Source organism: Actinoplanes lutulentus, assembly GCF_003259845.1.
Classification (GTDB): domain Bacteria; phylum Actinomycetota; class Actinomycetes; order Mycobacteriales; family Micromonosporaceae; genus Actinoplanes; species Actinoplanes lutulentus.
In genome coordinates this window covers 15,249-28,112 of the sequence record NZ_QLMJ01000020.1, presented here as the reverse complement: position 1 = coordinate 28,112, position 12,864 = coordinate 15,249, and the positions used below count along the sequence as shown (strand labels likewise).

Annotated in this window: 10 protein-coding genes and 1 pseudogene; 7 read left to right on the top strand and 4 right to left on the bottom strand. The window is 64.9% G+C overall.

Annotated elements, in window-relative coordinates:
- Positions 1–127: 127 nt before the first annotated feature.
- Positions 128–2,956 (bottom strand): NACHT domain-containing protein, encoded by a 2,829-nt coding sequence (locus B0I29_RS34575; RefSeq protein ID WP_181558117.1) that lies wholly within the window; start codon positions 2,954–2,956, stop codon positions 128–130.
- Between the two features lie 1,305 nt (positions 2,957–4,261).
- On the opposite strand from B0I29_RS34575, the pseudogene B0I29_RS34565 reads away from it, so the two are divergent.
- Positions 4,262–5,536, top strand: a pseudogene (locus tag B0I29_RS34565) (M14 family metallopeptidase); the annotation flags it as partial.
- Positions 5,537–5,549: 13 nt separating this feature from the next.
- Positions 5,550–6,449 (top strand): aminoglycoside phosphotransferase family protein, encoded by a 900-nt coding sequence (locus B0I29_RS34560; protein ID WP_111653354.1) that lies wholly within the window; start codon positions 5,550–5,552, stop codon positions 6,447–6,449.
- A gap of 1 nt (position 6,450) precedes the next feature.
- Here B0I29_RS34560 and B0I29_RS34555 read toward each other — a convergent pair whose 3' ends face one another.
- Positions 6,451–6,990: a hypothetical protein gene (locus B0I29_RS34555; RefSeq protein WP_111653353.1), complete on the bottom strand. Its 540-nt coding sequence runs from the start codon at positions 6,988–6,990 to the stop codon at positions 6,451–6,453.
- A gap of 132 nt (positions 6,991–7,122) precedes the next feature.
- Between B0I29_RS34555 and B0I29_RS34550 the strand changes: the two genes are divergently transcribed.
- The 3 genes from B0I29_RS34550 to B0I29_RS34540 are packed head-to-tail and all read left to right on the top strand — an operon-like array spanning position 7,123 to position 9,342.
- The gene (locus B0I29_RS34550; protein ID WP_111653352.1) at positions 7,123–7,917 is read left to right on the top strand and encodes a S1 family peptidase; all 795 of its coding nucleotides are present in this window, start codon (positions 7,123–7,125) and stop codon (positions 7,915–7,917) included.
- Between the two features lie 42 nt (positions 7,918–7,959).
- Positions 7,960–8,649: an alpha/beta fold hydrolase gene (locus B0I29_RS34545; RefSeq protein ID WP_111653351.1), complete on the top strand. Its 690-nt coding sequence runs from the start codon at positions 7,960–7,962 to the stop codon at positions 8,647–8,649.
- A gap of 18 nt (positions 8,650–8,667) precedes the next feature.
- Positions 8,668–9,342 carry an SDR family NAD(P)-dependent oxidoreductase gene (locus B0I29_RS34540; protein WP_111653350.1) on the top strand — a complete coding sequence of 225 codons (675 nt, stop codon included), beginning with the start codon at positions 8,668–8,670 and terminating at the stop codon, positions 9,340–9,342.
- Between the two features lie 50 nt (positions 9,343–9,392).
- Here the strand turns inward: B0I29_RS34540 and B0I29_RS34535 are convergent, their stop codons facing one another.
- On the bottom strand, positions 9,393–10,286 hold the full coding sequence (locus tag B0I29_RS34535; RefSeq protein WP_221402052.1) for a hypothetical protein: 894 nt from the start codon (positions 10,284–10,286) through the stop codon (positions 9,393–9,395).
- A gap of 259 nt (positions 10,287–10,545) precedes the next feature.
- Between B0I29_RS34535 and B0I29_RS34530 the strand changes: the two genes are divergently transcribed.
- Positions 10,546–10,959, top strand: a complete 414-nt coding sequence (locus tag B0I29_RS34530) for a hypothetical protein (protein ID WP_111653348.1) — start codon at positions 10,546–10,548, stop codon at positions 10,957–10,959.
- A gap of 4 nt (positions 10,960–10,963) precedes the next feature.
- On the opposite strand, the gene B0I29_RS34525 is transcribed toward B0I29_RS34530, so the two are convergent.
- Positions 10,964–11,503, bottom strand: a complete 540-nt coding sequence (locus B0I29_RS34525; RefSeq protein ID WP_111653347.1) for a hypothetical protein — start codon at positions 11,501–11,503, stop codon at positions 10,964–10,966.
- A gap of 109 nt (positions 11,504–11,612) precedes the next feature.
- Between B0I29_RS34525 and B0I29_RS34520 the strand changes: the two genes are divergently transcribed.
- Positions 11,613–12,797: a calcium-binding protein gene (locus B0I29_RS34520; protein ID WP_111653346.1), complete on the top strand. Its 1,185-nt coding sequence runs from the start codon at positions 11,613–11,615 to the stop codon at positions 12,795–12,797.
- Positions 12,798–12,864: the final 67 nt, after the last annotated feature.

The window sequence follows — 12,864 nt, the reverse complement described above, 5'->3', positions numbered from 1 at the left end:
TCGCGCACGCCCCACTGGACGGGGCTTCGCCTGCCGGGTCCAGTTGGAGCGCCCCACCGGACGAACGACCTGGGCCCGGCAGGCGTGGTCTGGCCTGCTGTCGATGTGTGACGGGAAGAATGGTGGACTAGCTGCGTCTCCGTGGGAGTGGGGCGAGGGGACTAGCTAGCGAAATCCCCCCGTCACACCACTGCGTCACGAGATCTGTAACTTGCGAGTCCGCGTTTCTAGACCCTAAGAAGTCAAGGACACTTCGCCTAGCCGGTGACCGACCTAGGCGCGCATGCATCAGTTGATGAAGAATTGATCCGCGCTTCATGTGCGACAGCCTCCCATTGAAGGCTTCCCTCTCGCCGAATCGGGCTAAGATATCCTCCGCCACGGGCAGAATGAGCGTTGCGGTGAACGCTCCAAATTCCTCATTCCATGCCCTGATTCCCCCAGTTGCTTTCGAATTGCGACACGCATCAGCCATCATTCTGGCGTCGTCTTCGTCGGAGTTGAGCCATGGAACCTTTGAATTGAGCAATGCAGGTACCGCGCTTTTAATGCATTCCTCAATGTAGCCATCTCGCCAAGTGTCATAATCTGCGGTAAGCCAGCGGTACAACAAAGGCGCTCGACCCGCACGGCTGGCAACCCTATACGCGATGAGGCCTCCGTAACCCCTAGTTGAGATTACGTTGGCAATATCCATGCGGCCAGCCGTCGCTCGAAGTACATCGACCCATGCATGCCTTGTCGCTGCCCGCTCGAATTCGGGCTGAAAGTCCTCAAACAGGCTTTTTTGCAGGGCCCTCCAGTACAGAGTCTCTTCTCTTGAGAGACTCGTAGGGATGCGTAAGTCAAGCTCCCCCAGAAAGACGATGCACTTCAGATCGATTTCATCGAAATGAGATTTAGCCTCGAAATACTCTCGAACTGCCTTGCTGACCATCGCACGATTCTCACTAGCGCAGCTCATTAGACCGCTCCAGGCAGCCTGCACGCTTCGACGCTCATCCATCACCGAAATTCGATCGTGCTCTATCACCGCGCTTACCGTGCTGCTTACGACTGACGGCCGAGGAACAACGAAGGCTAAACTCCGGGCCGCGAAAGAAATAATGTTCGTATCGGTCGAAAACTTTCGGCCCTCGCGCGCAGTATCCTTAGCCGATACAAATTGATAATAGGCATCTAGCAAGCGCGTGAGAAAGTCATCGCTTCCGTCCTCCACATTATTGCCAAGAAGCTGCAATGCCAGTTGCGCCACCATGTCCCACTGCTCATTCTCAATCTTAGGCAGAAGGGAGGCAAACAATGCGTCTGCTGAGGAGTTAAGGCGAACGAGTTGATTTGCGGCGAAGAATTCTAAGAAAGTCCTATGAGTGAAGCCGTAAAGTTCCTGCTGGCGATCGCTCCCGACATCCGTAAGAACCCATGCGCGACCGGTGCAGAATTCAATAAATTGAATAGCGGCGTTTTCCGCATCCGCCTCATCAGAAAAACGCTTCTCGTGTAGATAATCGGTCATAAACTTTACCAGTTCTGACCGCTTCAATCCCATATCGTACTTCGGATTAGCGAACATCCACAGCGCGAGCGCGTTGAGCGCGAATCTAACGTGCGCGTCAAATGGCAAAGGGGAGACTATTCCCCGCTGCTTGTCCCATCGCTCAAAAAGAAGCTCTGCGCACTTTCTATAAACTTCAGGGCGATTCGCCGGGATGTAATGCTCACTTGAGTAGATGCCGCACATAAGGGAGAGCATCAGTGGGTTAGTCCTAAGGTCAGCGACATACTCACTGTCTGCTATGAATGCGCGTGCGAGATCCTCTCGGTTCATTTTGTTGACTGAGTCGTCAAGGGCGAACCACTTCCGTGCGTATTCGGAAACCTGCGCTGGCCCTAGCGGAGCAAGAGTGAAGGCTTGAAACATCATCTCGTCTAGAGGCGCTTGCTCATAGCCAACCTCACGTGTCGTCACGAGTATCGGAACTGTCGGGTAGCGCCTCGCGAAGCTCTCGACACTCGCAACGAGTTGCTGGCGAACGGAAATATCGATCAATTCATCAAGGCCATCGAATATAACATGAGCTTTCCCGTTCAGGAGTAGATACTCTACTCCGCCAGGTGGTGGTTCGATATTGTAATTCGCACGACATACCGCTTCTAGGTAGGACGCGATAGTTTGCTGCCCCTCCTGAATTACCTCGCTGTAATCCCTCAAGACCACGAGCAAAGGCACAGTGGGACTTCCGGGTTTCGCTGAGAGGCGTGCTAGATCCCAAGTAAATTTCAACGCCAAAGTTGATTTCCCGCCGCCAGGGTTACCAAGGATAACGGCCCGAGGGGCAGAACCTATCGCTTCTTTTACTGCGACTTGATTATTGACATGATCCTTCGAATCCAAAACTACTGGGCTTAATAGTGGGTCCACGAATAGTTGCCGATAGGGAACTTTTCGGGTGGTGCCTGCATGGGGCAGTTTCATACTGGAATGCGCGCTGCGAATTTGCTCTCTAAGTTGCTGCTCAAATGCGTGCACATTTTTCAGGGAACCGAGATTTTTCAGAAGGTCTGTATTCCGAACAGAAGCTTCGCCGGCTGCAGCCGACGAAGCGACGGCGAGAGCGCGCAATTCCGGCTTACCCGAGATGAGATCACCCTGCACCGCTGGGTGCGAGATTATAGATTGACTTACAACGCCGAATATAATGTCACCGATTGCTGAACAATCCTGTGCGCCCACCGACGAAACGTGCAACAATATACTTTGCTTCAATTCTGACTTGATTACTGACGCCTCTACGATCTGCCCCTTCCTTCGGGCCGAGTGAGGCGTTATTTCCAGAGCTAGTCGTGCGCAAATGTCGGCGAAATCTGCCGAATCCAAGTATTCGGCTAACTCCTTCGCCGCCTCGGGGTCTAGGTCAGGAATAGTAGTCAAGCTGGGAATCAGGGTTTTGGCCACGCTAGAGTTTGCGCGCGTCTTCTTTAAGCGAGACCGTTCTTGCCACGAGGAAAAGCCTAATGATGCCGCCTTGGCGCAGGAAGAGCCGACGATTTTCCCAAGTGCCGGACCGACAGTCTTAATGAGGATGGGTTCTAGTCCAGTCAGCATTACTCTCCAACATGTCGATCCGGTTCAAAGCACCTCAAAGGCTCTCTCAGCCTCCTGTGGCTACTGTGGAACATCGACAGTGCTGTCCACAAGCCCCGAAACGGGGCAGAGGCGTTCCCGCATCGACCAGTCACAACCTGGAGCTCACTGTGATCAACCCAAATCTAGTCAGGCTGGTCCTCATCAGACGTCTCGCCAAGTGCGTCCCGTGCCACCGCGAGTGCCCGCTCTGCCTCGACGGCATTGCCAGCAACCGCGTGCAACCACGCAATCGCTCGCCCAGCAGCGCGCAGCCCAGGTGGGGTAACGTCTCCTGCGGCCAGCCTCGACGCTCTGGCGGGTTGCTACGGCAGCCGCCTTGCCATCCGGACGCTGCTGGTGAGCAAGATACGCAAGGGCGTTTCCCGCTAGGGCGGAGTCTCCGGCCTCCTCGGCTGCGTGACGACTCGTTTGGTAGAGCTTGCGCGACTGCTGACGATCGCCCGCGTCGAAGGCGGCCCAGCCAGCCTGCAGGGCCTGCTCCGGAAGAACGGAGAGCAGTTCCTTTCGCACCCTCTCCGAGTAGCTGCTCCGGGCCCGGGGAGCCAGGCCCAGCAGGCTTCCTGGGATACGCAGCGCGTCCGCAATCTGGGTGATCTTTGCGTACGTTGAGATACCTCCCTCGCCTTTGGCAAGAATACCTACCCGTTCGGGCTTTATCCCGCGTGCTTCCGCGATCTGCGAGTAGCTGATGCCGGCCCATTTTCGGTGAGCGCGAAGACAGTTCCGGAATCATGATCGCCAATAGCGCGCTGCATGTCCTCGCGTTCGAGCATGTCAGCCGGGAGGGCAGTAGGCGGTGATGATCAGTTACTCTTCCTCCTCGCTCGCTGCACACCTGATCAAGAATCCGTCGCGGCGCATCGGCGCCAATGAACGTGTGCCCATCATGGGTACATCCGGCGGGCGATCGACGCTTCCTCGACGACCTCGCGGCCACGGACGGCCCCACGGAGCCGGTGACCTCGAACTATGCAGGGCACCAGCTCCCTCCGGAAACTGACGGATTACATCACCCCGGGGTAGGTACCGCTTTGGCATGGCCATCTATATTGCCGAGTGTCGATCCCGGGTGGTGGGGTAGGTGCACCATCCCCCTGATCTCGGAGGTCGTTCATGCGACGACGTTCCCTCGCGGCCTTCGCAGCGGTCACGCTCTGCGCGACTGCTGCGCTCACCGCGTCCGCCCCCGCCGGGGCGGGGCCGGTTCCTGACCCCGCCGCCGAATACGAGATCTATGACGTGCGCACCGAAGCGCAACGTAACAAGATCGCCCGCGCCGGCGCCGCCATCGAGGACATCGAGCACGGCGTCGCGGCCGTCACCGCGACCGGCGCCGAGGTCAGCAAGCTGCGCAAACTCGGCTTCACCGTCGAGGAAGCCGCGGCCGAGGGCGACATCGGCACCCTCGACTTCCCGTCCGCGGACTCGGCGTACCACAACTACGCCGAGATGATCGCCAAGGTGAACGCGGCCGTCGCGAACTACCCGGCGATCGCCAGCAAGAAGGTTCTGGGCAAGTCGTACGAGGGCCGCGACATCGTGGCCGTGAAGATCTCCGACAACGTCGCCACCGACGAGTCCGAGCCCGAGGTGGTCTACCAGGCCAACCACCACGCCCGCGAGCACCTCACCGTCGAGCAGGCGGTCTACCTGCTGGCCCAGTTCACCAGCGGGTACGCCACCGACAGCCGGATCAAGACGATCGTGGACAGCCGCGAGATCTGGATCATCCCGTCGGTCAACCCGGACGGCTCCGAGTACGACGTCGCCACCGGCAGTTACCGCTCGTGGCGCAAGAACCGGCAGCCGAACAGCGGTTCCAGCTACGTCGGCACCGACCTGAACCGCAACTACTCCTACAATTGGGGTTGCTGCGGCGGCTCGTCCGGCAGCACCTCGTCGGCCACCTACCGCGGCCCGTCGGCGTTCTCCGCCCCAGAGACCAAGGTGATCCGCGACTTCTACAACAGCCGGGTCGTCGGCGGCGTCCAGCAGGTCAAGACCGTGATCGACTTCCACTCGTACTCGAAGCTGGTGCTCTGGCCCTACGGTCACACCACCGCGGACACGGCCACCGGCATGACCGCCGACCAGAACAACGTGTTCGCCACGTTCGGCCGCCAGCTGGCCGCCACCAACGGTTACACACCGCAGCAGTCCAGCGATCTCTACATCACCGACGGTGACTCGCTCGACTGGCTGTGGGGCGTCCACAAGATCTTCGCGTACACGTTCGAGCTCTACCCGGGCAGCGCGTCGGGCGGCGGCTTCTACCCGCCGGCCAGCGTCATCCCGACCGAGACCGCCCGCAACCGCGAGGCCGCGCTGCGAGTCGCCGAGGTCGCGGACTGCCCGTACAAGGTGATCGGAAAGCAGTCGACGTACTGCTGATAATGAAGTCATGAGCATCGACGTCGCCACGGTGCGGAAGCTGGTGAGGACCCAGTTCCCCGAGTGGGCCCATCTGGACGTGCGCCAGGTGCCCTCACACGGAACGGTCAACGCCATCTTCCGCATCGGCGACGGCCTCACCGCCCGTTTCCCCCTCACCGGGGGAAACAACCCCTCCCCTGCCGAGATCCAGGAGATCCGGATCGGTCTTCAGAGCGAGGTGTACGCCTCCAAGCGGCTGCTCGGCCGGACCAGATTCGCCACACCCGCTCCGGTGGCCCTCGGCGAACCGGGTCCCGGATTCGCACTGCCGTGGACCGTGCAGACCTGGTTGCCGGGCACCGTCGCCACCGACGCCGATCCGGGTGACTCGGTGGAGTTCGCGCACGACCTGGTCGAGCTGATCACCGAACTACGGGCGGCCGGCACCGAGGGCGACACGTTCCACGGGCCGGGTCGTGGTGGCGTGCTGGCCGATCACGACGCCGGCGTCCAGGCGAATCTGACCGCCAGCGAGCGGCTTTTGCGCGTACCCAAGCTGCGGACCTTGTGGGACGCCATGCGGGAGTTGCCTCGCGGCAGTGACCCCGATGTGATGACGCACAGTGACCTGATGCCGGGCAATGTCCTGGTGACCGAAGGTCGCCTGGACGGCGTGCTGGATGTCGGCGGGTTCGGGCCGGCCGAACCGGCGCTGGAGCTGATCGGCGCCTGGCATCTGCTCGAAGCCGGGCCCCGCAAGATCGTGCGCGAGGGCCTGAACTGCGACGACGCGGAGTGGGCGCGCGGGCAGGCGTGGGCGTTCGAGCAGTCGATGGGTCTGGTCTGGTTCTACGAGCACACGAATCCGGTGATGAGCGGGATCGGCCGGCGGACCCTGGACCGCATCCTGGCCGACCCCGCGGTCTGACTCACCAGCTCAGATATTGGCTCTTCCAGACGGCGAAGTGTTCGCCGAACTCCTCCTGGGCCGCGGCGACGATGTCGTCCGGCTCGCCGGCCGGGGCGAGGCCGAACGTCTCGTCCAGCCAGGCGACGTAGGCGTCGTGGTGCTCGGTGTGGTCGTCGTCCTCGTCGCGGTAGAAGTAGACCTGTTCGTGGTCGACGCTCGGCTCGCTGTCGAACGCGAGCAGCTGGAACAGCTCGCGCACGGTGCGGGCGATCACGTGCTCGCCGCCCTCGTCGCCGAAGACGATCACCGGCAGGGTGGCGAGGTCGGCGCGGTCGTCGATCCTCCACAGCGCGTAGAAGGAGCCGCCGCCGGTGGCACGGGCGAACGGCAGCAGCGCGGCCAGGAATGCCGGGTCCTTGGACCAGCCGGAGGCCAGGCCCGAGCCGGGGTCGTTCCAGTCGTCCAGGCCGAAGCACTCGGAGTACGACTCGTACCCGAAGCGGTCCTGGAAGGCCTTGAGCGCGTTGAGGTCGGGAACCGGCGAGTAATCGGTGCTCACGCCGCCCGAGACTACCGAACCCACGCTCGGCGATATGAGCGACCTGAGATTTAAACATTTGCACATATGAATGACAGGATCCTCTCAGCGGCGCTACCCACAGGGCGCGCCCTGACTGAGGAGGACCCCCAGATGCGCAGATGGCGAACCCTTCTGGCGACGGTGGCGGCAGCGTTCACCGCGGCCACCATGGGCGTGCTGGTCGCACCCACGTCAGCCGTGGCGGACGACGTCACCCCGTACGTCGTCGGTGGCACCCGCGCCACCTTGGGCGAGTTCCCGTTCATGGTGCGGCTCTCGATGGGCTGCGGCGGCGCGCTCTACAGCTCGACGCTGGTGCTCACGGCCGCGCACTGCGTCAGCCGTACCGGCGCCAACACGTCGATCACCGCCACCCTCGGCGCCATCGACCTGCAGTCGAGCACCCGGGTCACCCGCAAGTCGAACTACGTCTACCGGGCGCCCGGATACACCGGCGCCGGTGACGACTGGGCGTTCATCCGCCTCGCCAGCCCGGTCACCGGGATCGCCACCCTGCCGATCGCCACGTCGACCGCGTACGACTCGGGCACCTTCACGATCGCCGGCTGGGGCGCCGCCAGTGAGAGCGGTGCGCAGCAGCGCTACCTGCTCAAGGCCACTGTCCCGTTCGTCAGCGACACCACCTGCAACTCCAGCGCGATGTACGGCGGCGAGGTGATCGCGGCCGAGGAGATCTGCGCCGGGTACACCGCCGGTGGCGTCGACACCTGCCAGGGCGACTCCGGTGGCCCGATGTTCCGCCGCGACGCCGCCAACGCCTGGATCCAGGTCGGCATCGTGAGCTGGGGCGACGGATGTGCCCGCCCGAACAAGCCGGGCGTGTACACCCAGGTCAGCTACTTCTCCTCGGCGATCCGGTCGGCCGCGACGAGCCTCGGCGGCTGACGAGCCCTTGGTGGCCGGCAGACACCGAGACATGATCGGGAAATGCCGGAGCTGAGGACCGTACCGTTGAAAGAGCTGGAACTGGCACTGCGGGTGTGGCGGGCCGCCGAGAGCGGCCACCCACCCGCGGTGCTACTTCCCGCTACGGGCAAAACCTCGTCCGATTGGGATCAGGTCGCCGCCGGCCTCGCGGCCGGGCGGGCGGTCATCGCGGTCGATCTGCGCGGGCACGGCGCGAGCTCCTGGCCCGGAGAGTACGGCCTGGACCTGCTCGCCTCGGACGTCATCGGCATCCTCGACCATCTTGCCCTCGGGCGCGTCGACCTGTTCGGGCACTCCCTCGGCGGCCTCGTGGCCTGCCTCGTCGCGTCGTCGCGACCGGATCTGATCCGCCGGCTGGTCCTGGAGGACATCGGCGTGCCGCACCCGCGAACGCCCGGGTTGCCGGAGCGGCCGGAGGGCGAGCTGCCGTTCGACTGGCGGATGGTCGAGCAGGTCAGGCCCCAGATCGACAACCCGGACCCGGCCTGGCCGACCGTCTTCGACACGATCACCGCGCCGACGCTGGTGGTCGCGGGCGGCGCGTCGAGCCCGGTACCGCAGCAGCACGTGGCCGAGCTGGCGTCACGCCTGGCGGACGCCCGCCTCGTCACGATCGAAGCCGGTCATCTGGTCCACGCGGCCGAACCGGCCGCCTACCTCTCCACCGTCACCGAGTTTCTGGACGGCTGACCCGGGCAACCCGGTCACATGGACATTCGTCATCGCGTGGCGATCGTGACCGGCGGCGCTTCCGGAACCGGCCGGGTGATCGCTTCCCGCCTGTCCGATCTCGGCGCCACCGTGATCGTCGCCGACATCGCCGACGGCACGGACGTCACCACCGACGCCGGCCGTGCCGAGATCCTGGACTCCGCCTCGCGCGCCGGCGGACCACACATCCTGGTCAACAACGCGGGCGGCTGGAGCCCGTCGGGCCTCGGCTTTCCCGACGCCTCCCCGCACGACTGGCGCACGGCCCTGGAACTCAACCTCGGCGCCCCGATGGCGCTGACCCAGCTGTGCCTGCCGATCATGGCCCGGCTGGGCGGCGGCGCGGTGGTCAACATCGCGTCCGAGGCCGCTCTCGGCGACGAGCCTTACGGCTCGCCCGAATACGCCGCGGCGAAAGCCGGGTTGATTCGCTTCAGCACGTCGGTCGCTCAGACCCAGGGGGTACGGGTCAACTGCCTCGTCCCGGGATGGATCGGCCTGGACCGGGCGCATGCCCAGGTCGCCGCTCTGAGTCCGGCGGAACAAGCCGCGCTGCCGCCGCTGATCCCCCCGGAGGAGGTGGCTGACGCGGTGGTCGAGATGATCGCCAACGATGCGCTGGCCGGAAAGGTCGCCGTCCTGGAGGGCGGCCGGCCGCGTCGTCTGCGGTGAGCGAGATGCGGGGGCCTCGTGGGCGCCCCCGCATCTCTCGCTCGCTGTCCTTACTTCTTGGCCGCGGGCTCCGCAGCCTCGTCGGCGGCACCCTCGTCGGCGGCACCGGCTTCCTCGGCGGCACCGGCTTCGTCGGCACCTTCCTCAGCAGCGCCTTCCTCAGCAGCGCCTTCCTCAGCAGCGCCGGCTTCCTCGGCGCCCTCTTCAGCGGCGCCTTCCTCGGCAGCGCCCTCGTCGGCAGCGCCGGCACCGGCGACTACCTTGGCGTCGGCCAGGGCGAGGCAGGCCTGGAGCAAGGTGCGCTGGGCGGAGGCGACAGCGGCCGCAGCGGCGGCTACATCCTCGGCAGCTCCGGCTTCCTCGGCAGCACCGGCCTCTTCCTCAGCAGCACCGGCCTCTTCCTCGGCGGCACCGGCTTCTTCCGCCGCGCCGGCCTTCTCCTTCTCCTTGGCGGCGGCCTTCTTCAGGACCTTGGCCCACTTCTTCGCCTGGGCCTTGTTCTCGGCCTTCGCCGCGGCGGCGTCCTCAGCAGCGCCGGCCTCCTCGGCGGCGCCGGCTTCCTCAGCAGCACCCTCTTCAGCGGCGCCCGCTTCCTCGGCCGCACCGGCCTCAGCGGCTGCCACATCAGCGGCGAACGTGTCGCAGGCGGCTTCGAGGGCCACCGCCGAGTCGGCGGCCGCTTCCTCCGGCGCCTGCGCCTCGACCGGCGCCAGCTCCTCGCCGTCACAGATCACTGATCCGGCATTGACCTGTAGTTCGGTGCACTGCGACACGTCGAACTGCTGGCCGTCCACACTCACCAGATCGGCGGCTTTCGTCTCGGTTCCGGCCGAGGCCAGCTGGACTCCGCCGATACCGGTGGCGACCAGTACTCCGGCGACGATCACCGCTCCGATCGTCTTTCGCCGGTTACCGTCGTTGCGTCGGTAAGCGCGAGACCTCATGATCACTCCTCGTCGTGGACGTCGATGTCACCCCGGTCGGGGGCACATACGGGCCACAACGGGCGAGCGGTTCAACCCGAAATCGCAGCCGTCTCTGGAGGCCGCACAAACACGCAGGTCAGCGCACTGCTTGGGAAACCCTGTGAATCTCACACGGCGGGTGGTTCCGGCAAGCCCTCGTCAGTCCGGGGAGTCGAGGTTGCCCCCGTCTTGGTGAGATCGGCATTCTTCGCCCCGCGAATGAGGGCACACTGACCGCATGACGCAAACCCTCGCTCCGGCAGCTGCCGAGGTGGTTTGGAGCCGGGCGTACGCCGACCTCGGCGACGGCCCCGGCGACCGGCACCTCCGGGCGCTGCTGCTGGTCCACGGCATCGTCACCAACTGCGGCCCGGCGCACGCCGCCACCAGCTGCGAACCCGACGAGCTCACCGCCGCCGCGCTGGCCTGCCGATACCTCGGGCTGGACGGCCTCGACCTGATCGTCGGGGATCTGCCGGCCGCGACCGCGAGCGAGGACGCGGAGCGGCGGGTCGACGCCGCGTACTACGAACTGGTGCCCGGCGACTCCACGATCCGCCAGGCGTTCGAGGCCCGGTACGCGAGGTCGCCCGAGGACTTCGAGGTGATCACCGCCCGGCGGTTCCCGAGGTACCGGACCGCCGAGATCTGAGGGTTCAGCACCATTCCTTGGCCTGTTTCAGCCAGGGCGCCACGTTCACGGTGACCGGGACGCCGCGGTCGTCACCGGCTGCGTCGGTGAGCCGAACCGTGGCCACCACCTGCTCGGACGTGAACGAGCACTCGGTCATCACCCGGACGCCGAAGGCGGCGCTGCCGTGCGAGGCGATCTGACTGGGCCACCCGCTGTCGTCCAGAGTGAACCCGGCCGCCCGTGCCGACAGCCCTTCCACCCGGACCGGCGACGGCCCGGCGTTGATGACGGTCATGTGCCCGATCACGTGTACCGAGTACACCACGCGGTCGGCGACAGCGGCCGGGCTCACACCGTCGCCCTGCCAGCCGCTCAGATCCGGCACCATGATCAGGGAAACCGTGGACGCGTCGGCGCGTTCCTGCCAGCGGTGCATCCCCAGCCCGCCGAGTGCGGCGCCGACCGCCAGCAGGGCCACCGCCGCGAGAATCGTCCGGATACGCCCGGCCGGTGGCGTCTTCTCCGCGCCGGGTTGTTCGTCCAGGTCGATCAGCGTCGTCACCCGGACATCATGGACAGCTGCGGCAAGGGCTAGGAAGTGATTCTCCCGAATGGACAGGTTCATCTATGCTGCGCTCACCATTTCGACGCGTTCAGCACGGGGGAGTTTCATGACGCGTTCATCGCATGCTGCCCGCATAGGGATCATTCTTCTCACCACGATCGGCGCCGGCGTTCTCGCGTCGCCCGCCCAGGCCGCGTCCACCGGCGTGGTCTCGGTCGTCAAGACCAGCCAGGTCAAGTACACGGCCGGCTCCGGCAAGGCCAACAAGGTCGTCATCACCCGGTCCGGAAAGACCGTCACGATCGACGACAAATACAAGATCAAAGCCGGCAAGGGCTGCAAAGCCGTCAAGGGCGACAAGACCAAGGTCCGCTGCAAGCTCACCAAGAACCCGACCAAGGTCCTGGTCTACACCGGCAGCAAGAACGACAAGGTCACCAACAAGACCGGCATTCCGTCGCTGGTCGAAGGCGGCAGTGGCAACGACGTCCTGATCGGCGGCACCGGCGCCGACATCCTCGGCGGCGGTTCGGGCACCGACAAGATCTACGGTGGCGCGGGCAACGACTACCTGCCCGGCGGCGCCGGCAACGACAAGATCTACGGTCAGGCCGGCAACGACGACCTGGACGGCAACGCGGGCGCCGACACGCTGTACGGCGGTGGCGGCAACGACTGGCTCTACGGCGACTACGAGGTCCACGGCAAGGCGGGCAACGACAAGCTGTACGGCGAGTCCGGCAACGACTGGCTCGAGGGTGGGCTCGGCAACGACTACCTCTCCGGCGGCACCGGCAACGACAACCTCGACGGCGACGTCAACCCGGAGGACACGACCAGCGTCTTCGGCGCGGACGTGTTCTCCGGCGGCGCCGGCACCGACACGGTCAGCTACGGCGGCCGCGGCCGCGTGGTCGCCGACCTGAGCGGGTCAAAGGGCAACGACGGCCAGGTCGGTGAGGGCGACACCGTCCGTTCCGACGTGGAGAACCTGTCCGGCGGCGACGGTGACAACATCTTCACCGGCAACAACGCCGCCAACGTCCTCTCCGGCGGCGAGGGCGACGACGTCTTCCGCGGCGGTGGCGGCAACGACACCCTCGCCGGGAACTACGGCGCGAACGCCCTCTACGGCGAGGCCGGCGACGACAAGATCTACAGCCGGTCCCCCGTCGACCCGCCGCACACGTACGACGGCGACAAGGTCGACGGCGGAGCGAACACCGCGGCCGGCGACCTCTGCTACGTCAGCCCGGTCGACACGGTCACCGGCTGCGAGCGGCTGGGCTGATCAGCCTCGGGGCCGGCTCCTTTCCGGGAGCCGGCCCCACCCTTTCTCACGACATCGCGTCTCGCAC

Excerpts from the sequence above, each read along its gene's own strand:
- B0I29_RS34520 (WP_111653346.1), top strand. The coding sequence starts at position 11,613 with ATGACGCGTTCATCGCATGCTGCCCGCATAGGGATCATTCTTCTCACC.
- B0I29_RS34560 (WP_111653354.1), top strand. The coding sequence starts at position 5,550 with ATGAGCATCGACGTCGCCACGGTGCGGAAGCTGGTGAGGACCCAGTTC.
- B0I29_RS34550 (WP_111653352.1), top strand. The coding sequence starts at position 7,123 with ATGCGCAGATGGCGAACCCTTCTGGCGACGGTGGCGGCAGCGTTCACC.
- B0I29_RS34535 (WP_221402052.1), bottom strand. The coding sequence starts at position 10,286 with ATGAGGTCTCGCGCTTACCGACGCAACGACGGTAACCGGCGAAAGACG.
- B0I29_RS34545 (WP_111653351.1), top strand. The coding sequence starts at position 7,960 with ATGCCGGAGCTGAGGACCGTACCGTTGAAAGAGCTGGAACTGGCACTG.
- B0I29_RS34540 (WP_111653350.1), top strand. The coding sequence starts at position 8,668 with ATGGACATTCGTCATCGCGTGGCGATCGTGACCGGCGGCGCTTCCGGA.
- B0I29_RS34530 (WP_111653348.1), top strand. The coding sequence starts at position 10,546 with ATGACGCAAACCCTCGCTCCGGCAGCTGCCGAGGTGGTTTGGAGCCGG.